This window comes from Amycolatopsis sp. 505, from assembly GCF_031625235.1.
Classification (GTDB): domain Bacteria; phylum Actinomycetota; class Actinomycetes; order Mycobacteriales; family Pseudonocardiaceae; genus Amycolatopsis.
This window is the reverse complement of record NZ_JACKQP010000001.1, coordinates 219,265-239,638: the sequence shown is the minus strand read 5'-3', so window position 1 is coordinate 239,638 and position 20,374 is coordinate 219,265. Positions and strand designations below refer to the sequence as shown.

At 71.8% G+C, this 20,374-nt stretch carries 19 protein-coding genes; 8 read left to right on the top strand and 11 right to left on the bottom strand.

Annotated elements, in window-relative coordinates; genetic code table 11:
• Nucleotides 1–110: 110 nt before the first annotated feature.
• From H5965_RS01245 to H5965_RS01235, 3 genes are all read left to right on the top strand, one after another.
• The gene (locus H5965_RS01245) at nucleotides 111–1,268 is read left to right on the top strand and encodes an EfeM/EfeO family lipoprotein (protein ID WP_310968461.1); all 1,158 of its coding nucleotides are present in this window, start codon (nucleotides 111–113) and stop codon (nucleotides 1,266–1,268) included.
• 365 nt (nucleotides 1,269–1,633) lie between these two features.
• Nucleotides 1,634–2,788, top strand: coding sequence for a Dyp-type peroxidase (locus H5965_RS01240; protein WP_310968460.1), 1,155 nt, complete (start codon nucleotides 1,634–1,636; stop codon nucleotides 2,786–2,788).
• Between the two features lie 32 nt (nucleotides 2,789–2,820).
• Nucleotides 2,821–4,440: an alkaline phosphatase family protein gene (locus H5965_RS01235; RefSeq protein ID WP_310967265.1), complete on the top strand. Its 1,620-nt coding sequence runs from the start codon at nucleotides 2,821–2,823 to the stop codon at nucleotides 4,438–4,440.
• A gap of 36 nt (nucleotides 4,441–4,476) precedes the next feature.
• On the opposite strand, the gene H5965_RS01230 is transcribed toward H5965_RS01235, so the two are convergent.
• The 8 genes from H5965_RS01230 to H5965_RS01195 all read right to left on the bottom strand — a co-directional run bounded on the left by H5965_RS01230 (nucleotide 4,477) and on the right by H5965_RS01195 (nucleotide 12,395).
• A complete protein-coding gene (locus H5965_RS01230) occupies nucleotides 4,477–4,893 on the bottom strand; it encodes an ATP-binding protein (RefSeq protein WP_310967263.1) in 417 nt (138 codons plus the stop codon).
• The gene (locus H5965_RS01225; protein ID WP_310967262.1) at nucleotides 4,890–5,246 is read right to left on the bottom strand and encodes an STAS domain-containing protein; all 357 of its coding nucleotides are present in this window, start codon (nucleotides 5,244–5,246) and stop codon (nucleotides 4,890–4,892) included. Before H5965_RS01225 ends, H5965_RS01230 begins: the two co-directional genes overlap by 4 nt.
• Before the next feature lie 34 nt (nucleotides 5,247–5,280).
• A complete protein-coding gene (locus tag H5965_RS01220; protein ID WP_310967261.1) occupies nucleotides 5,281–5,721 on the bottom strand; it encodes a response regulator in 441 nt (146 codons plus the stop codon).
• Nucleotides 5,718–7,283, bottom strand: coding sequence for an ATP-binding protein (locus tag H5965_RS01215; protein ID WP_310967260.1), 1,566 nt, complete (start codon nucleotides 7,281–7,283; stop codon nucleotides 5,718–5,720). The genes H5965_RS01220 and H5965_RS01215 overlap by 4 nt, the downstream gene beginning before the upstream one ends.
• Nucleotides 7,273–8,475, bottom strand: a complete 1,203-nt coding sequence (locus H5965_RS01210; protein ID WP_310967258.1) for a SpoIIE family protein phosphatase — start codon at nucleotides 8,473–8,475, stop codon at nucleotides 7,273–7,275. The genes H5965_RS01215 and H5965_RS01210 overlap by 11 nt, the downstream gene beginning before the upstream one ends.
• A gap of 182 nt (nucleotides 8,476–8,657) precedes the next feature.
• Nucleotides 8,658–9,995, bottom strand: coding sequence for a DUF2252 family protein (locus tag H5965_RS01205; RefSeq protein ID WP_310967257.1), 1,338 nt, complete (start codon nucleotides 9,993–9,995; stop codon nucleotides 8,658–8,660).
• A 34-nt stretch (nucleotides 9,996–10,029) separates the two neighbouring features.
• Nucleotides 10,030–11,076, bottom strand: a complete 1,047-nt coding sequence (locus H5965_RS01200; protein WP_310967256.1) for a DUF6801 domain-containing protein — start codon at nucleotides 11,074–11,076, stop codon at nucleotides 10,030–10,032.
• 86 nt (nucleotides 11,077–11,162) lie between these two features.
• Entirely contained in the window at nucleotides 11,163–12,395 is a 1,233-nt protein-coding gene (locus H5965_RS01195) for a DUF6801 domain-containing protein (protein WP_310967255.1), read from the bottom strand.
• A 318-nt stretch (nucleotides 12,396–12,713) separates the two neighbouring features.
• On the opposite strand from H5965_RS01195, the gene H5965_RS01190 reads away from it, so the two are divergent.
• Both H5965_RS01190 and H5965_RS01185 read left to right on the top strand, forming a co-directional pair.
• Nucleotides 12,714–13,277: a hypothetical protein gene (locus H5965_RS01190; protein WP_310967254.1), complete on the top strand. Its 564-nt coding sequence runs from the start codon at nucleotides 12,714–12,716 to the stop codon at nucleotides 13,275–13,277.
• The gene (locus H5965_RS01185; RefSeq protein ID WP_310967253.1) at nucleotides 13,274–14,455 is read left to right on the top strand and encodes a lipase family protein; all 1,182 of its coding nucleotides are present in this window, start codon (nucleotides 13,274–13,276) and stop codon (nucleotides 14,453–14,455) included. The genes H5965_RS01190 and H5965_RS01185 overlap by 4 nt, the downstream gene beginning before the upstream one ends.
• Here H5965_RS01185 and H5965_RS01180 read toward each other — a convergent pair whose 3' ends face one another.
• Nucleotides 14,456–15,067, bottom strand: coding sequence for a hypothetical protein (locus H5965_RS01180; protein ID WP_310967251.1), 612 nt, complete (start codon nucleotides 15,065–15,067; stop codon nucleotides 14,456–14,458). It lies immediately after the preceding gene.
• 38 nt (nucleotides 15,068–15,105) lie between these two features.
• On the opposite strand from H5965_RS01180, the gene H5965_RS01175 reads away from it, so the two are divergent.
• Nucleotides 15,106–15,627, top strand: coding sequence for a GtrA family protein (locus tag H5965_RS01175; protein ID WP_310967250.1), 522 nt, complete (start codon nucleotides 15,106–15,108; stop codon nucleotides 15,625–15,627).
• On the opposite strand, the gene H5965_RS01170 is transcribed toward H5965_RS01175, so the two are convergent.
• Nucleotides 15,517–16,227: a GNAT family N-acetyltransferase gene (locus tag H5965_RS01170; protein WP_310967249.1), complete on the bottom strand. Its 711-nt coding sequence runs from the start codon at nucleotides 16,225–16,227 to the stop codon at nucleotides 15,517–15,519. The two genes, H5965_RS01175 and H5965_RS01170, sit on opposite strands and share 111 nt — an antisense overlap.
• Before the next feature lie 186 nt (nucleotides 16,228–16,413).
• Complete coding sequence (locus tag H5965_RS01165) at nucleotides 16,414–17,610, bottom strand: helix-turn-helix domain-containing protein (RefSeq protein WP_310967248.1); 1,197 nt, start codon at nucleotides 17,608–17,610, stop codon at nucleotides 16,414–16,416.
• Between the two features lie 179 nt (nucleotides 17,611–17,789).
• Here H5965_RS01165 and H5965_RS01160 point away from each other — a divergent pair, with 179 nt between their 5' ends.
• Entirely contained in the window at nucleotides 17,790–18,992 is a 1,203-nt protein-coding gene (locus H5965_RS01160; protein WP_396136849.1) for a PucR family transcriptional regulator, read from the top strand.
• 441 nt (nucleotides 18,993–19,433) lie between these two features.
• Nucleotides 19,434–20,345 (top strand): alpha/beta fold hydrolase, encoded by a 912-nt coding sequence (locus tag H5965_RS01155; RefSeq protein WP_310967245.1) that lies wholly within the window; start codon nucleotides 19,434–19,436, stop codon nucleotides 20,343–20,345.
• The last annotated feature ends 29 nt before the right edge of the window (nucleotides 20,346–20,374 follow it).

Below are 20,374 nucleotides of genomic sequence, written 5' to 3'. Positions count from 1 at the left end.
ACTTCCCTCTTTCGATCGGATCCGGTTCGGTTTTCCGGGCGTTAGGCTCGCATAATCCGTGACCGGTGATGGTCCGATCGAGTGACGGGAGAGTGCGCGTGCCGGGGTCAGTGCGTACCCGCTGGATCGTGGTGGCCGTGGTCGTGGCCGCCGCGGCGGGCGCCGTCGTGGCGTTCTGGCCGGACAGCGCGGCCGCCGTCGATCCCGAGATCGCCGTCTCGCGCTCGTCGTGCGGCACCGGCTGGACGGATCCGAAGCCGGGGCCGCAGACGTTCCGCCTGCACAACACCGGGTCGGTGACCGCCGAGGTCGACCTGATCGACCCGGCGACCGGCGTGATCTACGGCGAGGTCGAGGGCCTCGGCGCGGCGACGACCCGGCCGTTGCAGGTGAACCTGGGCAACGGCAGCTACGCGTTCCGCTGCCTGCCCGAGGACGCGGGCGCGATCGTCGGGCCGGCCGTGTGGATCACCGGCGGCGCCGAGCGGACCGGGCCGGGCGTCGCGCCGGTGACGCACGACGACCTGCTCGGGCCGCTCAAGGCCTACCAGCAGCACGTCCGGACGGGTTTGGGCGAGCTGGTCGCGAACACGGGCGCGCTGAAGAACACCGTGCACGGCGGCGACCGCGCGGCGAGCCGGGCGGCGTGGCTGACGGCCCACCTGACGTACGAGCGGCTGGGCGCGGCCTACGACGCGTTCGGCGACTCCGACGGCGCTCTCAACGGCACGGCCGACGGCCTGCCGAACGGCCCGGCCGACCCGGGTTTCACCGGCTTCCACCGCCTGGAGCAGGGCCTTTGGCACGGCGAGGACCTGGGCGCGCTCGGCGCCGTCGCCGACCAGCTCGACACCGACGCCCACGCGTTGCAGACGTCCTTCGCCGACAGCCAGGTCGACGGGAACGACCTCGGGCTGCGCGCGCACGAGATCATGGAGAACACGCTGCAGTTCGAACTGACCGGCCGCACCGACTACGGCAGCGGCACGAACCTGGCCACGGCCCGCGCGAACCTCGACGGCACCCGCGCGGTCCTCGACGTCCTGCGGCCGCTGCTCGCGCCGAGGTACCCGGAACTGTCCAAGGTGGACAGCTGGCTGGACCGCACGCAGAAGGCACTGGACGCGGCCCGCCGCCCGGACGGCACCTGGCTCCGCCCGGCCGACCTGGGCCGGGAGCAGCGGCAGAAGCTCAACGCGGACGTGAGCGAGCTGACGGAACTACTGGCCCCGATCGCGGCGATCGCCGAGCCGAGGAGGGTCTCGTGACGAACTCGCCGCACCACACCACCGCGACCGGCTCCGCTCACCGAACCCCCTCCGCTACACCACGATCGCCGAGCCCAGGAGGGTCTCGTGACGAACTCGCCGCACCACACCACCGCGACCGGCTCCGCTCACCGAACCCCCCCTCCACCGCACCACGATCGCCGAGCCGAGGAGGGTCTCGTGACGAACTCGCCGCACCACACCACCGCAACCGGCACCGCTCACCGAACCCCCCTCCGCCACACCACGATCGCCGAGCCCAGGAGGGTCTCGTGACCGACCTGCCTCGCGAAAACCGGACCGCGGGCACGCCTCACGGCCCCGGAACCGGCCTCCCCCGCCGGTCCTTCCTGCGCCGGGCCGCCATGGGCGCGGGCCTCACCGTGGCCGCCGGGGCCGGGCTGGGCGCCTCCTCCGCGACCGTCACCGAGGGCAGCTCGCCCGTGCCCTTCCACGGGCCCCACCAGGCCGCCATCCTCCGCAAGCCGCCGGCCCAGACCGTCGTCGCCTCGTTCGATGCCGTTGCCGAGTCCAAGGCCGAACTCACCGATCTGTTCCGCGCCATCACCGAGCGGGCGCGGTTCCTCACCGCCGGCGGGGCGCCCGCCGCGCTCGGGATCACCGCTCCGCCCGCCGATTCCGGCGTGCTCGGGCCCGTGGTGCCCGGCAGCGATCTCGGCGTCGTCCTCGGCGTCGGCGCGAGCCTCTTCGACGACCGGTACGGCCTGGCGAACCTCAAGCCCGCCAAGCTGAAGCCGATGACGACGTTCCCGAACGACGCCCTCGATCCCGCCCAGTGCCACGGCGACCTCAGCCTCGTCCTGTCCGCGAACGACACCGACACCGTCCTGCACGCGCTGCGGGACATCGCCCGCGCCACCCGCGGTGGCATGCAGCTGCGCTGGAAGCTCAACGGCTTCACCTCGCCGCCGCGCCCGGACGGCACGCCCCGCAACCTGATGGGCTTCAAGGACGGCACGGCCAATCCCACCGAGTCCGAAATAGACGGTCTGGTGTGGACACAAGGCGAGCCCGCGTGGACCGCCGGCGGCAGCTACCAGGTCGTCCGGCTGATCCGGATGCTCGTCGAATTCTGGGACCGGGTCTCCCTGGCCGAGCAGGAGAACATGTTCGGCCGCCGCCGTGACACCGGTGCCCCGCTCGACGGCACGCAGGAGACCGAGGTCCCCCGGTACTCCGACGACCCCGTCGGCACCGTCATCCCGCTGACCAGCCACATCCGGAAGGCGAACCCGCGCACGCCGGAGACCGACCGCAGCCGGATCCTGCGCCGCGCGGTGAACTACGACCGCGGCGTCGACAGCAACGGCAACCTGGACATGGGCCTCCTCTTCGTCTGCTACCAGCAGGACCTCGAGCGCCAGTTCGAGGCGGTCCAGACGCGGCTGGCCGACGAACCCCTGACCGACTACATCTCCCCGTTCGGCGGCGGCTACTTCTTCGCGCTGCCGGGCGTCACCGGCCCGGACGACCACTTCGGGCGTTCCCTGCTCACCTGACGAGCCCAACCCCACCACGAAAGGAATCCCCTGTGGACAGAAAGACCCGACGGCGACGACGCGGCCTGCTCGGTGCCGGGGCCCTCGCCTCGGTGGCCGCGCTGGCCGTCGTCACCGGCTCCGCGGCGACCACCGCGGACGCCCAGCCGCTGAACCTGTTCCCCGCGCACTGGATCCCGACGTCGACGCCGATCAAGCACGTCGTCGTCATCTTCGGCGAGAACATCTCGTTCGACCACTACTTCGGCACCTACCCGGACGCGGCCAACACGGACGGCACCCCGTTCACCGCCGCGCACGGCACCCCGAAGGTCAACGGCCTCGACAAGAAGCTGCTGACCGACAACCCGAACGCCTACAACCCGAAGCGGCTCACGCCCCAGCAGGCGCTGACCTGCGACCAGAACCACAACTACGGCGCCGAGCAGGCCGCCTTCAACGGCGGCAAGATGGACAAGTTCGTCGAGAAGACCGAGACCGACAAGTGCACCGGGCAGCCGATCCTGTTCGGTGAACCCGGCCTGGTCATGGACTACTACGACGGCAACACCGTCACCGGCATGTGGAACTACGCCCAGCACTACGCGCTGAACGACAACTCGTTCAACACGGTGTTCGGCCCGTCCAGCCCGGGCGCGATCGACCTGATCTCCGGCAACACCCACGGTGTCCAGGCCGTCGACCCGGTGACGCACGAGCCGGTCAGCGACGCCTACGCCGTGCAGTCGCCGGACTCCAGCGGCATCGGCACGATGATCAACGACCCGGACCCGGCGTGGGACGACTGCTCGGGCAAGAACCACACGAGCAAGGACAACCTGGCCACCATGCACGGCCGCAACATCGGTGACCTGCTCAACCAGCGCCACGTCACGTGGGGCTGGTTCCAGGGCGGCTTCCGCCCGACCGGCACGGCCAACGGGTACGCGGTGTGCGGCCAGACCCACACGAACATCGGCGGCAACGCGGTCGTCGACTACAGCCCGCACCACGAGCCGTTCCAGTACTACCCGTCGACGGCGAACCCGAAGCACCTCCCGCCGTCCTCGGTGCAGGCGATCGGCCAGACCGACCGCGCGAACCACCAGTACGACATCTCCGACTTCAACGACTCGCTCAAGGCCGGTTCGATGCCCGCGGTGAGCTTCCTGAAGGCCCCGCAGTACCAGGACGGCCACGCGGGCTACTCGGACCCGCTGGACGAGCAGCAGTTCGTGGTGAGCGAGATCAACAAGATCCAGCAGTCCCCGGACTGGAAGTCGACGGCGATCGTGCTGGCCTACGACGACTCCGACGGCTGGTACGACCACCAGAAGTCGCCGATCCTCAACGGCTCGCACGACGCATCGCAGGACCAGGCGGTCTGCACGGGCAAGGCGACGACGGTGGGCAAGTACGCCGACCGCTGCGGCTACGGCCCGCGCCTGCCGCTGCTGGTGGTTTCGCCGTACAGCAAGGTGAACCACGTCGACCACACGCTGACCGACCAGACCTCGGTGCTGAAGTTCATCGAGGACAACTGGTTCACCGGCCGGATCGGTGACGCGTCGTTCGACACGCGCGCGAATCCGCTCAACGGGATGTTCGACTTCTGGTGGCCGCAGGCCCGGAAGGTGACGCTCGACCCGAAGACCGGAGCCGTCGTCAAGTAGCCGCTGAAGGCCACCCCGGAAACCCCGGGGTGGCCTTCAGCCCACGTCGGGCACCGCGTCGAGGTCCCAGGTCAGGGTGACGACCGTGCCGGAATCGCCGGACGTGATGTCCGCGCGGTCGGCGCTCGCCCGCAGCAGCAGCAATCCCCGGCCGCGCAGCGAAACCTGGCGGGTGTCCGGCACCGGGGTCCGCCACTGCCCGTGGTCGGTGATCACCACCTCGAGCCGGCCGGGCAGCAGCGTGGCGTCGACGTCCACGAGCCCGTCGCCCGAACCGTCGTAGGCGTGGTCGGCCACGTTCGCCAGTGCCTCGTAACTGGCCAGCACGATGTCGCCGGCCCGGGCCTCGTCGACGCCCGCCGCCAGCACCCACGCCATCAGGTCGTGCCGCAGGCTGCGGAGGGCACCGGGCGCCGCCGGGACGTCGTGGCAGCGGAACGGTTGCGGGGTCATGCGAGTGCTTCGTCGACGGTCGGGTGGACGCCGATCCACGTGTCGAGCCCGGTCGTCTTCAACGGGCCCGACGTCACCGGGGAATCGCTCACCACGCACAACGCGCGCTCGGCCAGCCTGCGGTGGGCCGCCGCGAGCACCTGCAGCCCCGCCGAGCAGAAGAACGTCACTTCACGCAGATCGACCACCAGCTTCTCCGGCCCGCGGGCCAGCACCACGTCGACGACTTCCCCGAACTCCGGCGCGCTGACCAGGTCGATCTCCCCCGCCACGGCCAGCACCGCGGCTCGGCCCCGCCAGTCGAGCGTCACCGCCAGCTCGGTGGCGGGCAGGTCCGGCGTCGAAGGGGTCACGGCCTCCCATCGTGCCGCACTCCCCGCCAAACGGCTACCGGTGCGGGAGCTTCACCACGGTGACCCAGAAATCGTCGATCTTCCGGACCACTTCGACGAACTTCTCGAAGTCGACCGGCTTGGTGACGTAGGCGTTGGCGTGCAGCTCGTAGCTGCGCAGGATGTCCTCCTCCGCTTCGGACGTGGTCAGCACGACCACCGGGATCGTGCGCAGGCCCGGGTCCTGCTTGATGTCGCCGAGCAGCTCCCGGCCGTCCTTGCGGGGCAGGTTGAGGTCGAGCAGGATCAGCCCCGGCCGCGGCGCCTCGCCGAACGGCCCTTCGCGCTTGAGGAACCGCAGCGCTTCGACGCCGTCCTCGGCGACGTGCAGCGGGTTGCGGATCTTGTGGTGCGCGAAGGCTTCCCTGGTCATCAGGACGTCACCCGGGTCGTCCTCGACGAGCAGGATGTCGATCGGGGCGGGCTGCTGCGTCACGCGGTGCCCCCTTCCTCGGCGGCGGCGGGCAGGGTGAAGCGGAAGGTGGTGTCCGCGGCTTCGGTGTCGAGCCAGATCCGGCCGCCGTGGTACTCGACGATCCGGCGGCACAGGGCCAGGCCGATCCCGGTACCCGGGTACGCCGACCGCGTGTGCAGCCGCTGGAACAGCGCGAACACTCGTTCGGCGTACTCGGGGTCGATGCCGATCCCGTTGTCCGACACCGAAAACACCCAGTCGTCGCCGTCGCGCTCGGCGCTGACCCGGACCTCCGGCGGCGTCTCGCCCTTGAACTTCAGCGCGTTGCCGATGAGGTTCTGGAACACCGCCGTCATCAGCGCCGGCTCGACGCGCACCTCGGGCAGCTCGCCGCGGCTGACCTTGCCGCCGCTCAGCGACAACGCCACCTCGAGGTTGGCGATCGCGTCGTCGGCCAGCGCACCCGCGTCGGCCACGACGTGCTCGCCCGGTTTGCGGCCGACTCGCGAGAAGGCCAGCAGGTCGTTGATCAGCACCTGCATCCGCTTCGCGCCGTCGACGGCGTACTCGATGTACTGCTCGCCGCGCTCGTCGAGCAGGCCCTGGTAGCGCCGCTGGAGCAGCTGGCAGAAGCTCGCCACCTTCCGCAGCGGTTCCTGCAGGTCGTGCGAAGCGACGTAGGCGAACTGCTCGAGGTCGGCGTTGGACCGCTCCAGCTCGCGGGTGCGCCGGTCCAGCATGGCGTTGGACTCTTCCGCCTCGCGCGTGCGCCGGTCCAGCAGCGCGTGCGCCTGCTCGAGCTCGGCCACCTCGTCGAGGATGCGCTGCCGCATCGCCTCGACGTCCGCGCCGAGCTGGGCGATCTCCCGCGGTCCGCTCCCCCGCACCGGGCTGTGGACGTCGGCGTCGGCGACCCGGCGGACCTGCCCGGCCAGCCGGAGGATCGGCCGGGTGACGACCTGCCGCAGGCCGAAGAACAGGAACGCGAACAGCAGCAGGACGAGCACGGCGACGGCCACGAACATCGCGTTCAGGAAGTTCGCCGCCGCGTCGAGGTCGCCGCGGCCGGTGTCGCGGAGCGCGGCCAGGTGGTCGAGCTGGGTGTCGAGGGCCGTGCGGACCTCGATGAACAGCGTCCGGCCGCGCTCGACCTGGTCCACGGTGACCGGCGGCGCGGTGGGCGCGATGGTCGGCGCGGCCGCGTCCTGCCAGGCGGTGGCCGCCCGCAGCACGGCGTCGAGGTCGTCGCCGATCTGCGTGCCCGGGGTCGCGCCGAGCTGCCGCAGCTGCCTCACCGCGTCGGCCTGCGACCGCATCCCGTCCGTGTAGGGCACCAGGAAGGCCGGCTGCCGGCCGAGCTGGTAGCCGCGGACCCCGCTTTCCTGGTTCAGCAGGGCGGTCGACAGCTGGGTCGCGGCGAGGCGCTGTGGCGCGATCACGTCGAGCAGGCGGGTCCGGGCCTCGGTCAGGTTGTGCAACGCGATCCCGGCCGCGATCAGCGCGGCCACCAGCAGCACGGTCTCGGCGGCGGCGAGCACCGCCAGCCGGCGGCGGATGGGCCAGCCGCGTACGTCAGCGCTCATCGGCCTCGGCTTCCGGGTCGTGGCTGAGCAGGGCAAGAGCGACGTCGTCGTCGAGCGGGCCGGAGTTGAGCCGTTCGGCGCGGGCGATCAGCTCGTCGAGCAGCGCGTGACTGTCCAGCCCGGTGCCGCGCTTGATGTCGAGCACCAGCGCGGCCATCCGCTCGTGGCCCAGCCGTTCGGACCCGGCGCCGACGCGGCCCTCGAACACGCCGTCGGTGTACAGCATCAGGGACCACCCGGGCTCCAGGGGCACTTCCAGCGCGTCCCACTTGGCGCCCTCGACGACGCCGAGCGGGACGCCGAGGCGCTCGCCGGAGAGCAGGTGCCCGTCGCCGGGGGTGAGCAGCAGCGGCGGCAGGTGCCCGGCCAGCGACAGGCGCAGGGATCTTCGGTCCGGCGCGACGACGACCATGCAGACGGTGGCGAACAGCGGCTCGATCCGCTCGTGCACCAGGACCCGCTCGACCATGCTCAGCACGTCGGGCATCGGCAGGCCGGCCATCACCAGCGAGCGCCACGCGATCCGCAGGGCGACGCCGAGCGCGGCCTCGTCCGGGCCGTGGCCGCAGACGTCGCCGATCATCATGTGCACGGTGCCGTCGTCGAGCTCGATGGCGTCGTAGAAGTCGCCGCCCAGCAGGGACCCGTTGCGGCCGGGCCGGTAGCGGGCGGCCAGGTCGAGGTGGGGATCGCGCAGCAGCGGGCTGGGCAGCAGGCCGCGTTCGAGCCGCGCGTTCTCCCGCGCGAGCAGCTGCTGCTGGAGGAACTGCTGCTCGACCTGCTCGGCGCGCTTGCGTTCGCGGGCGAACCGCAGTGCCTTGACCAGCAGCGGACCGTCGACCTGGTCCTTGACGAGGTAGTCCTGCGCGCCGGCGGCGACCGCGGCGACGCCGGTGGCCTGGTCGTGCTGCCCGGTCAGGACGACCACCGCGACCCCGGGGGCGTGCTGCCCGAGCTTGGTCAGCCCGCTCAGGCCCATCGCGTCGGGCAGCTGGAGGTCGAGCACGACGCAGTCGGCGGTGAGCGGGCCGTTGAGCGCGGCGGAGAGCGTCTCGACGCGTTCGAGCACGTACGGCACGTTCGTGTCCGCCAGCATCTCTTCGACCAGCAGGGCGTCGCCGTCGTCGTCCTCGATCAGGAGCACCCGCAGGCGCGTGCGGGGATCCCACGATGAGTCGAGCGCGGCGGTCACCGGCGTCTCCCGTTCGGCTGCTCTTGAGCCAGCACATCCAGACGATCAACCCTAGCGGCACCGGCGGCGGCCGCCTACGGCCGCGAAACCGGTCCCACCGGGGTAGCGTTTTATAGCACCTCCGTGTGACACCTGGTGGATAACGGTTCGGGTGACAGCCGGACACCGCCTCGCGGGACGCCTCAGAAGAGCGGCCGCCCGCTGTTCTTCGCGGTCACGTACGCCTGCCAGTCGCGGGTGACCTGGTCGGCGTAGCTCGTCGCGAAGGCCCGCGTCTCGGCCTGCAGCCCGGAGACGGACGTGATCGCGCCGTCGATCGCCGCGTCGGCCGAGTACGTCACCCCGGTGCCGGCGATGTCCTGGTCGGCGCGCGAGTGCGCCGCGGCGAGCAGGCGGGCGACGTCGCGGACGGTGTCGTCCCAGATCGCCGACGTCGTCAGGTCGCCGATCTCCAGGTCTTCGGCGAACGGGGACTTCTCCTTGACCAGCACCGGCGTGCCGCCGACGCTCGCCCAGCCGGCCAGCGGGTCCGACTGGCCGGCGAGCCAGCGCAGGGCCAGCGCCGGCCGCTGCCCGCCGGTGAGGGTGGTGGCGTTCGGCGCGAGCTGCCGGGGCGCCGGGTCGACCTCCTGCTTGACCTCCAGGATCCGGTCGTCGGAATTCGCCGTCGTGTCGCCCTCGACGAGCACGTACCAGCGGAAGCGGCCGAGGCTGCCGGTGCCCGCGCCGGTCCGCCGCCGCACGTCCTTGACGACGGCTTCGGATGCCTTGAGCGGCCGCCCCGCGGTCGTCCGGTAGGCCGCGATCGCGTTGACGACCTGGGTGCGGGTCGCCGCGGACACCGCCGGCAGCTGCGGATCGCTCTTGAAGTGGCCGCCGGTGGTCCACTTCGCGATCAGGTCGGCCCGCTTGTCCCCCGCGGCCTCGTCGATCAGGTCCCCGACGAGGTCGGAGGTGTTGCCCGAGGTCAGCCGCCAGCTCGCCTCGTCACCGGTCCCGTGGAACTTGGCGATCCACTGCGCGTACTCGGCGACGAAGGTGTCGACGTCGGTGGCGATCTGGCTCGCACCGCGGCCGTCCGCCCGGCCGGCGAGGACGATCGACACGGCTTCGCGGCGCAGCTCCCACGTCCACGAACCGCGCCAGGCGTCGTCGGTGTCGTTCAGCGCGAACTGCTCTTCGTTGTCGGCCCCGCGGTCGGCGCCGGTGTTCTCCAGGTGCGCGTCACCGGTCAGCCACACGTCCCCGCCCGCGGTGGCGTAGGCCGACGGCGGCAGTTCCCCCAGGTCGCGGTAGTAGAGCGGCGAAGTGCCCCGGAAGAACGCCCACGCGCTCGACGCCAGCGCCTGCGTCCGCAGCGTCAGCTCGTCGTCGGTCGCGCCGGCGTTGAGGACGTGCAACGCGTGGTCCCGGTCGTAGAGCACCGCCACCGGGTCCCGGCTCAGGCCGGCCGCCTCCCCGGGCGCGGCGGTGGCGAGCAGCGTGACAACGACCAGGATACCCACAGTGGTTCGGCGCATTCCCCCAGGTATACGCGCGGAAGGTGAGCGGCAGTCAGCGCGCGGTCAACGTGACGGCGAACGTGTTGCTGTCACTTCGGACCAGCGAGCTGAGGTACTCCGTGAACGTGCCGCAGCCGGTCAGCGGCGGGATGGCGTACTGCCCGCTCACCGGCCCGCCCGACGCGAGCGCGAACCCGGTGCCCGTCTTCAGGTCGACCGGGATCGGAGCGCTCGCCCGGCACCCGGCGTCCGCGACCGGCAGCCCGAACAACGTCACGCGGGGCAACGCCAGCGCCAGCTTCGCGTGCGCGACGAAGCCGTCACCGGTGATCTCGCCGGTTTGCGGGCCGTCCGGGCTGAACTGGAGGTCGGCTGTCCCGGGCACGAACCCGAACACCTTGAACTCCGCCCGGGTCCGGTCGAACGCCGGGCTGAACGCCGGTACCGCGAACGACCCGGTGAGCGGCGCGGTCGCCCCGAGGGCCGGCAGCGTCGTCGAGCCGGTCACGCGGTATTCGCGCGAAGACCCCAGGTCGAAGCCGAGCAGCACCGGGTCCTGGCCTGGGTCGAGCGTGCAGTCGGAGGTGAACGAACCCAGCCCGGTGTAGGAGCCGTCCGCCTTCTTCGGCGTCAGCCGGGCGCTGAAGCCGCCGATCGTCAGCGTCGTCCTGCCCGCGTTCGGCAGCTGGACCGGCGGGACCGAACCGGACGCCTGCGTGGTGAACGCCCCCGACGGCGGCACCGCGGTCTTCGCCACCGTCAGCGGGAGGCTCAGCGGCAGCGTCAGCGGGCCGTTGGTCAGCGTCACCCCTGCGGACGCCGTCCCTTCGATGCTCGCCGCGCCGACCAGGGCCAGCCCGCGGGCGGACTTGTCGGGCACGGTCACCGAGACCGCGAGGTCGCTCGTCGTGAACGTGCCACCCGGTGCGGTCGGCACTTCGAACGCGGCCTTGACCTCCACCGCCAGCTGCTGCAGGCCGATCAGCGGGAACGGGCAGGTGAAGTTCAGCTTCTTGTCGATCGGCGTCGACGCCGAAGCGGGCGTGGCGACGGCGCAGGCGATCACGCAGGCGGCGAGCAACGACCGGGCGATCCGCACGGGCGATCCCTTCCTCGAGTGTTCCGGGTGTGGCACCGGCCCCCGCCGCGGCACGGTCGGCGCGCGGCGAGGGCCGGCAGATCAGGTCACTTCTTGGCGAGGGTGAGGTTCAGCGAGTTGCCGTCGCTCTTGGCGAAGGCGCTGATGATGTCGTTGAACGCCCCGCAGTTCTGCAGCGCGGACAGCGAGTACGTGCCCGACAGCTTGCCGCCCTTGAGCAGGTCGAAGTCGGGACCGGTGGTCATCTCGCTGGTCGAGGAGCTGACCGTGCCGCACTTCGGGTCGGTGCTGATCGGGATGCCGAACAGGTTGACCGTGGTGAGGAAGGTGTCGAACTTGATGTGCGCCTTGAAGCCGGTGCCCACCAGCTCGCCGGTCTGCGGGCCGTTCTGCACGACCTTGACGTCCGAGCTGCCCTGCAGGAAGCCGAACAGCTTGAAGTCGGTGTGCGTCGGGTTCAGCTGCAGGCTGCCGGTGAACGTCTTGGCCGACAGGTTGACGTCGGCGTCGAACGAACCGGTGATCGGCGCGGTGCTGCCGAGCGACTTCAGCGCGGTCTGGCCGGTGATGCCGAACGAGTACTTGATGCCCCCGCCCGGCGGCGTGGTGGTGGGCGGGGTCGTCACCGGCGGCGTGGTCGTCGGCGGCGTGGTGACCGGCGGGGTCGTGGTGGGCGGGGTCGTGGTCGGCCCGCCACCGCCGTTGATGGTGATCGTGGCCAGGGTGTTGTTCTGGCCGCTGTCCTGCGTGCAGGGCGCGTCGATCGTGCCGTCCGGCGTGATGCCGGTGACCGACCCGTCGGCCTTGCGCGGGGTGACCTTGAGGTTCAGGTCGCCCACGGTGATCTTCGCCTGGCCGGCCTGGGTGAACGTCAGCGACGGCGTCTTGCCGGCCGCGTTGATGTTCATCTCACCGGACGCCGGGATGTTCGTCTTGTCCAGCGTGATCGGCACGCTGACCGGCAGGTTGAGGCTCGGCGCGGCGACGGTCGCGCTGGCCGTGGCGGTGCCTTCCAGCGTGGTGGCGCCGATCAGGCTCAGGCCGCTGACGGTGTCCGCGTTGATGGTGGACACGGCCTTGATGTCGAACGCGCCGGTCGGCTGCCCGGTGTTCACCGTGGTCGGCAGGTCGGTGTTGATCACCACCTTCAGCGACTGGGAACCCACCAGCGGGAAGGTGCAGTGGTAGTTCAGCGTCAGCGAAATCGGGTCGGCGGCGCTGGCCTGGGCACCGACCACGAGCGCGGTGGCGATGAGCCCGACCGCACCCGCGGCCGCGGCGGCCGCGACCGTCTTCTTCTTGCCTCTTGGGTGACTCACGATGGTCCTTCCGTGTATCAACAGTGATACGAAACGGCGGCGCGTTTCACGTAATCGCGGCCGGACCGTAAGCTAACGAGCGCCTGCGGCGCCGATCAAGGGTTTTCGGTAAAAAGGCCACACGGACACCGCAAATTGTCACACCGGCACGTCAGACCACCCGGTTTCCTAGCAGGCCAGGGAAGGTTTACCCAGCCCAGCGGCACCTTCGAATCGCTGACGCGGGTGACAAATCCGGGCTCCGGAATGTTGACGCACGTGCCAACCACCCATTCTCTTCTTGCCCGCCCAGTTCCGCGACGCGTAGCTTCGAAACCCATGAAAAGAATGCACAGCGCGGTGCTCGTGATGTCGGCGGCCGCGGTTCTGTCGTGCGCCGCGTGCGCTTCGGACACCCCGCCCGACCCGGGCCGGCACGCCGACCCCGCGGCGCTCGCCTGGGTCGACAAGGTGTGCACCGGCGTGGCCGCGGGCTCGGCGAAGCTCTCCCAGCCGCCCGCTGTCGACGAAGCCGACCCGGTGAAGACCCGGGACGCGATGGTGGACTTCCTGGGGCGCCTGGGCTCGGCCCTCGACGACATGGCGGGCGGCCTGCGCGGCGCCGGTGTTCCGCCCGTCCCGGATGGACAGTCCGTTGTGGACAAGGCCACCGGCAACCTCACCGAGACGAAGACCAAGCTCGCCGAGACGAAGACCAAGATGGCGCAGGCGAAGGTGACCGACCAGCCCAGCCTGCGCAAGGTCATCGCCGAGGCGGACTCGACCATGGGGCAGCTGGCCGACCCGGAGGGCCCGATCAAGGACCTCAAGGCGAACCCCGAGCTGAACCTGGCCTTCAGCGAGTCCGGGACCTGCAAGCGCGTCTACGGGACCGGCGCGTGACCGCCCGCCGCGTGCTCGCCACGCTGGTGGCACTGGTGCTGGCCACGGTCTCCGCACCGGCGGTGGCCGCCGCCGCGCCCGCCCCGGCCGACGACGCGTTCTACGTGCCGCCGTCCCCGTTGCCGGCGGGCAAACCGGGGGACGTCATCCGGTGGCGGCCGTCGAACGCCGGCCCCCGGCACGCGTCGGTCGACGCCTGGCAGGTGATGTACCTGTCGACGAACGCGCTCGGGCAGCCCGACGCCGTCACCGGCACGGTCCTGGTGCCGAAGACCGCCGACCGCGCGACGGCGCCGATCGTCGCGTTCGCCCCGGGCACGCACGGCCCGGCGTTCGCCTGCACGCCGTCGAAGATGATCGACATCGGCGCCTTCTACGAGCAGCCCGGCCTCGACGACCTGCTCGACGCGGGGTACGCCGTCGCCGTCCCGGACTACGAGGGCTACCAGCCGGCCCCGAAGACGACGTACGTCGTGGGCCGGTCCGAGGGGCCCGCGGTGATCGACGCGGTCCGCGCGGCCCAGCGGCTCGGCGCGGCCGGGCTGTCGGCGTCGGCGAAGGTCGTCTTCCGCGGATATTCGCAGGGTGGCGGGGCCGCGGCGTGGGCGGGCGAGCTGCAGCCGACGTACGCGCCGGAGCTGAACCTCGTCGGCATCGCGGCCGGTGGGGTGCCGGCCGAGCTGGTCCAGGTGACGCTGCAGCTCGACGGCAAGTTCGGCTTCGGCGTCTTCGCCTACGCGCTGCTCGGCCTCGACCAGGCGTATCCCGAGCTGCAGCTCGACTCGTTCCTCAGCGACAACGGCCGGGCGAAGCTGGCCGAGATGAAGCAGAGCGCGTGCACGTTCGAGCTGCTCACGACGTACGCGAACCAGAAGATCGCGGACTACACGACCGGCCCGGGCTACATCAAGCCCGCGTGGGTGGCGCGGCTGAACGAGAACAAGCTGGGCGGGACCCCGCCGCGGGTGCCGGTGTTCCTCTACCACGCGACCGGCGACCAGCTGGTGCAGTTCGCGCAGGCCGACAGCCTGCACAAGGCGTACTGCGCGGCCGGCGTCCATGAGACCTGGAAGACCTACGACACCGACCACATCACGCTGGTCTACACCGGCAACGCCGACGTCCTGGCCTTCGTGAAGGACCGGATCGCCGGGAAGCCGGCCCCGGCGAGCTGCTGATCAGCGGTTCCGGCCGCCGCGGGGGTGCTGCTGCTGCCACGAGCTCATCACCGAGCTGACGTACTCGCGCCACTGGTCTTCCGGCGACCCCGAGGTCGGCGTCGGCGCGTCGGCGCGTGCGGGCTTGCGCCCGGCACCGGCCGGCGCGCTGGTGGTCTCGGCCGTGCTGTGCCGGACCTCGGCGGTGAGCGGCGGCGGCGCGGCCGAGGCGCTCATCGTCTCGACGGCTTCGCTGGAGGTCGGCGGCGGCACGACCGGGGCGGGCGCGCCGGGCGGCGGCACGGCGGTCCCGCCCACCTGGTGCGGCTGGAGCAGCACGACGGCGGCCAGCCCGAGCCCGACGGCCGCGCCCGCGGCGAGGACGTACGGCTTCGCGCGGCGGGTCCGGTCGGCGGGCGGCGCCTCCTGCGGGCGGCTGTCTTCGGCGTCGTCCGCGGCCAGCTCGGCGTCGAGGATGGCCAGCGGATCCGGGGTGGGATCGGGTTCGGTGGCCGCCGCTTCTTCGGCGAGCTTCGCGTCGAGTTCACCGCGGATCATCAGCGGCTTCGTCTGCGAAAGGTTCACCAGCTCGGCGACCGAGGGGAGCTCGCCCTCACCGCCTGTGCGTGCCATCGAAAACCTCCACCCGTTCGGCGTCACCTGGAGGAACCATGCAAGCGCTGTTCCGCTTCGCGGTCGTCGGCTTGGCCGCGTACGCGGTCACCCTACTGGGCGACTACAGCCTGAAGCTCACCGTGTGCCGTGAGAAGCCGGTGACGGCCCTCGCGATCGCCACGATCGTCTCGACGGCGTTCGCGTACCTGCTGTCCCGCCGCTGGTCGTTCGCCTCCCGCGGCGGCCACGGGCGGCTGCGGGAGGCGACCCTGTTCTTCGCGGTCAACGCGGGCGCGGTGGCGGTGAACCTGGTGCCGGCGCTGGTGTCGCGGTACGTGCTGCACCTGTCGGTGCCGCACGTCGGCTACTGGACGCAGGAGGTCGCGGACTTCGTCGCCGGGATGCTGCTCGGCACCCTGGCGGGGACGGCGTTCCGCTGGTTCGGCTACCGGCGGTGGGTGTTCCCGTCAGCGCCACCAGTTCGCGTCACCGAGGTCGGTGAAGCCCAGCTTCTCGTAGAGGGGCCGCCCGGACCGCGAGGCGGTCAGCGTGACGGGCAGGCCCTCGAAGTGCCGTAGGACGGCGTGCACCAGCGCGCGCCCGACCCCCTGGGAGCGGTGTTCGGGCAGGGTGGTCACCCAGTAGACGCCGCCGACGCCGCCGTGGGCCATGGTGAGGCAGGCGCCCTGGCCGTCCTTGCGGAAGAAGGCGGTGGCCTGTTGCAGAAGAACGGCCGGGAAGACGCTGCCGGGGCGGTGGGGCTGGTATTCCTCCAGCGGGAACCCGCGGACGATCAGGTCTTCGGCTCCGACCAGGTCGGAGGCGGTCCGGATGCGCTCGACGCCGTCGGTTTCCAGGGCGGACCCGGGCTCGCGGGCCATCACGGGCAGGTGCCCGGCGGTCATCCCGAGAGGGGTCAGGTCAAGGGTCCGGAAGGGATCTTCGACGACGACGGCCCGCCCCTCGGCCCGCCTCGCCTCGGCGAGCGCGCTCAGCTCCTCGACGGCGGCGTCGCCGGGCGTCGCGGTCCGCAGCATGATCCGGAACCGGCGCCCGTCGACGACGGTGAAACCGGCGTGGTCTTCGACGCGGTCCCCCCGCGCGCGGGCCAGAGTGCTCCACATGGCGACGGCGTTCTCGGAGGCTTGGCGCAGCCGCTCGGTAAGCAATCCGGTCATACCGGCCACCCTAAAGCGACCCCGGCCCCCAGCCACGAGCCAATCCGGCCCAGCCGAACCAGGCCATTCCCGTGTCGACCCCCCAATCACGCGTGTCGACCCCCCAATCACGCGTGTCGACCCCCCAATCACGCGTGTCGTCCGCCCAGGTACGCGTGTCGTCCGGCCAGGTACGAGGCCGGCCCGTCAGCCGAGGTCCGGCAGGGCCCGTTCCGCCAGCAACGCCAGCTCCAGCCGCAGGCGCTCGGCCGGGTCGTCCAGGCGCTCGCCGAACAGCTCGCCCAGCTTCTTCAGCCGGGCGCGGACCGTCTGCGGGTGCAGGTCGAGCAGCCGGCCCAGCTCGGGCGCGCTCCCGCGGGTCCGGACCAGCGCCAGCAGCGTCTCCGCCAGCTGCTCACGCCGCCGCTCGGGCAGTCCCGCCAGGGGCTCGAGCGTCGTCGACGCCAGCTGGCCGACCAGGAACTCGTCCGCGAGCAACAACAGCGTCGTCACGTGGTCGCGGCACCAGATCACCGGGCCCGGCGCGTCCAGCAACCCCCGGGCGGCCAGGTCCACCGCCCGGCGGGCGATGCGGAACGACTCGGGCGCGTCCGACGGCGGGACCAGGGGGCCGACCGCCGCCGTCCAGCCCGGGGGCAGGGCCGTCAAGCCGATCAGGTCGACGTCCGGGGCCGGGGTCAGGGCCGCCGGCGGGTCGCCGGCCGGGTCCGCCGGGACGTGCTCCGGGAGCAGGCCGGGCGGGAACTCCGGGGCGCCCGGCAACGCTCGGAACGCCACCGCCGCCACCCGCTCGGGCACCGGCAGCCCGGACACCGCGATCAGACCGTCCACTTCGGCCGGCGTGCGGCCGCCGAGCAACGCGCGCAGCAGCCGGCGGTGCCGTTCGCCCGTGCCCGACACCGCCGCCTCGGCCGCGCTGTACCCCTCCGCGACGGCCGCCATCGACGTCTCGACGTCGGCGAACATCCCCTCGGCGGCGCCGTACAGGACGTCGCTGGACAGCCCCGCTTCCCGGGCGATGTCGGCGATCCACCTCCAGGTGACCCGGCTCGACACGCGCACGGCCGCCTGCACGGCTTCGCGGCTGAGGCCACTGTGGAACGCGTCGCGCCCGTGGCCGCGGAAGCCGGCCAGGCGGTCGGCTTGCCACAGCGCGGGCGTGCCGACGCGGCCGACGTCCCGCTCGATCCCGCGGCGCGCCAGCTCGATCGCGGTCGCGCGGCCGGGGCCGTCGGCGAATCTCCGGGAATATTCCGGAATCTCGGCGGCGATGGCGTCGACGCAGGCCCGGGCGATCTCCGGGATGCGCGGGCGCACCGCGTCACCGAGCTCGTGCGGCAGCCGGGACCACACGGAACTGTCCGAGGCAGCGGAACCGCGCATGGGGAATTCAGTCCTCCACTGGGAAATGGCTCCTCGGAAATACTGACACGGAGCGTAGAACGCGCACCCGTCCGTGTCAAAAGGATGTGTGAGCGTCACCCTTTCCGGGAGCCGGTCGTTGATTTTTCAGTGACACATGCGTCGGATACGCTCGGCGCACACTCGCACTCGAAGGGGGATTGGTGGTCGAGTACCGCAGCTTTCGCCTGCTGGCTTCGCTGCCGCGCGCGCTCGGGACGGGCCTGCGCCCGCACGTCGGGCACGCGGCGGCCTCGATGATCCAGGAGGTGCAGCGCACGGTGCCGGCCTACGGGCAGCCGCTCAAGGGGGTGTTCGGCAAGGTCCTGGTGAAGAGCGTCGAGTTCGCGGTGCAGCACTGCGTCGACTCGATGGGCGAGCCGGCGCTGGACCACGAGCACTGGATCGAGTTCTACCGCGGCCGCGGCCGGATCGAGTTCACCGAGGGCCGCAACCTCGACGCGCTGCAGGACAGCGCCACGATCGGGGCCCGGGTCGCCTGGCGCGCGATGCACCCGGGGGTGGTCGCGGCCGGCGTCGACCCGGCCGTCATCTCGGTCGCCGCGGAGGCCATCTTCGCCTACGTCGACGAGCTGTGCGCCACCGCGATCGAGGGGTACCAGCAGGCGCAGGCCGAGGCCGAGGGTGCGGTCCCGGTCCGGCGGAAACGGCTGCTGGAGCTGATCGCGGGCGCCCCGGAAGGCTCGGCGAGCAGCATCGCGGGCCTGGCGGGCGGAGCGGGCTGGCCCCTCCCGGAGACGGCGGCGATGGTGGCCCTCGAGCGCGGCCCCGACGCGGCGGACTTCCCGGCGGACCTGCTCGGCGACGGCGTCCTCGCCGACCTCGAAGGGCCCGAGCCGTACCTCCTGACCAGCGACCCGGATGCCGACCTGGCCCCCCTGGCGGTGAAGCTGGACGGCTGGCGCGCGGCGGTCTCCCCGACGGTCCCCCTCGCCGACGCCCCGGCAGCCCTGCGCACGGCCCGGCGGGCGCTGCTGCTGTCCAGCCCGGACGTCCCCGGCCCGATCATCTGGTGCCGCGACCACCTGGCGACGCTCTGGCTCCTGGCCGAGGACTTCCTGGCGGCCGAGCTGGCCCGGCAGAGCCTGGACCCGTTCGCGTCGCTGAGCGAGAAGCAGCGCGACAGGCTGAGCGAGACCCTGCTGGCCTGGCTGGAGACACGCGGGGGCGCGCCGGAGATCGCCCAGCGGCTGGGGGTGCACCCGCAGACGGTCCGCAACCGCTTGCGCCAGCTGGAGGAGCTGTTCGGCGACCGGCTGAAGGACGCCGACGACCGCTTGGGCATGCAGCTGGCGTTGCGGGCGCAGCGGCTGATGCGCGCCCACCGGCCTCCGGAAGCCTGACCACACTGCTCGCCGGGTGGAAATCCGCAGCTCAGGACGTCGGCGCCGGGGCGCACCGCTCACCGAGCCACGCCAGGCCGCCCGGGCCGTGCCCCTGCGCCTTGAGCAGGCGGTCCAACGTGCGCACCGGCATCGGCAGCACCCGCCGCCACGGGCGGCGTCCCGGCCAAGCGGGCCGTGGGCCATGAGGACCGAAAAGGAAACTCGCGCGGCAGGACATCAGCGCGTCCGGTGCGTCATTGCGACCATGCCTTCGAGGATTACCGGATACCGGCGGAATGTCGATACGCATTCCCGGTGACGTCGCGAAAACCCGCACCCGCCGCCGCTTTTTCGCAAACGTTCTTGTCATGGCCGTCCGTGATTCTCCGGTGGTGGCGTTCACCACATCCGCGGCAGCAGTCGGATGCCCTAATTTCGGGTCCGCGAGAAAGGCCGCCCATGACCGTCAAGACCCTCACCCTGCACGGCCGCCGCATCCGGCTGCACGAGCACCTGCCGCCCGCACATTCCGGTGACGAAGCGGTCGTGCTGCTGCACGGGATCGCCGGCAGCGCCGAGACCTGGGCGCCGGTGCTGGCCCGCTGCGATGGCCGCCGCGTGCTGGCGCTCGACCTGCCCGGCCACGGCGAATCCGAGGCACCCAGAGCCGACTACGGCCTCGGCGCGATGGCGAGCACCGTGCGGGACGTCCTGGCGGTGTCCGGCGTCAAGCACGCGACGATCGTCGGGCACTCGCTCGGCGGGGGCATCGCGCTGCAGTTCGCCTACCAATTCCCGGAGATGTGCGACCGCCTCGTCCTGGTGGGCAGCGCCGGCCTCGGGCCGGAGGTCAGCCCGGTGCTGCGGGCCGCCGCGCTGCCGGGCGCACCGGCCACAATGGCCATCGCCGTCAACCGCGTGACCCTCGCGATCGCCCGGGCCGCAGCGCGGCTCGGACGCCGGTTGGGCGGGTCGCTCAAGCCCGAAACCCGGGAACTGGCCCGGCATTTCGGCTCGCTGGCCGACCCCGCGCGGCGGCGGGCGTTCCTGTTCATCGCGCGCAGCCTGATCGACCTGCGCGGCCAGCGCGCGAGCGCCGTCGACAAGCTCTACCTCGCCGAAGCCATGCCGGTGCTGCTGGTCTGGGGCGCGCGCGACCCGCTCATCCCGGTGGCGCACGGCCGCCGGACGGCCGCACTGCTGCCGGACAGCAGCTTGACCGTTCTGGAAAACGTGAAACACTTTCCGCACGTGGCCGAGCCGGATCGCTTCTGCGCCCTGCTCAACGAGTTCCTCACCGAGACCGCGCCCGCCCGGCTCACGCTCGACGACGTCGTCACGCGACTGACAGCCGAGCGGCCACCCCTCTGAAAAGTTGTCACGCGCGCACCATCGGCACG

Excerpts from the sequence above, each read along its gene's own strand:
- H5965_RS01205 (WP_310967257.1), bottom strand. The coding sequence starts at position 9,995 with ATGCGCCGAACCACTGTGGGTATCCTGGTCGTTGTCACGCTGCTCGCC.
- H5965_RS01180 (WP_310967251.1), bottom strand. The coding sequence starts at position 15,067 with ATGGCACGCACAGGCGGTGAGGGCGAGCTCCCCTCGGTCGCCGAGCTG.
- H5965_RS01155 (WP_310967245.1), top strand. The coding sequence starts at position 19,434 with ATGACCGTCAAGACCCTCACCCTGCACGGCCGCCGCATCCGGCTGCAC.
- H5965_RS01215 (WP_310967260.1), bottom strand. The coding sequence starts at position 7,283 with ATGAGCGCTGACGTACGCGGCTGGCCCATCCGCCGCCGGCTGGCGGTG.
- H5965_RS01190 (WP_310967254.1), top strand. The coding sequence starts at position 12,714 with ATGAAAAGAATGCACAGCGCGGTGCTCGTGATGTCGGCGGCCGCGGTT.
- H5965_RS01175 (WP_310967250.1), top strand. The coding sequence starts at position 15,106 with ATGCAAGCGCTGTTCCGCTTCGCGGTCGTCGGCTTGGCCGCGTACGCG.
- H5965_RS01165 (WP_310967248.1), bottom strand. The coding sequence starts at position 17,610 with ATGCGCGGTTCCGCTGCCTCGGACAGTTCCGTGTGGTCCCGGCTGCCG.
- H5965_RS01170 (WP_310967249.1), bottom strand. The coding sequence starts at position 16,227 with ATGACCGGATTGCTTACCGAGCGGCTGCGCCAAGCCTCCGAGAACGCC.
- H5965_RS01230 (WP_310967263.1), bottom strand. The coding sequence starts at position 4,893 with ATGACCCCGCAACCGTTCCGCTGCCACGACGTCCCGGCGGCGCCCGGT.
- H5965_RS01240 (WP_310968460.1), top strand. The coding sequence starts at position 1,634 with ATGGGCGCGGGCCTCACCGTGGCCGCCGGGGCCGGGCTGGGCGCCTCC.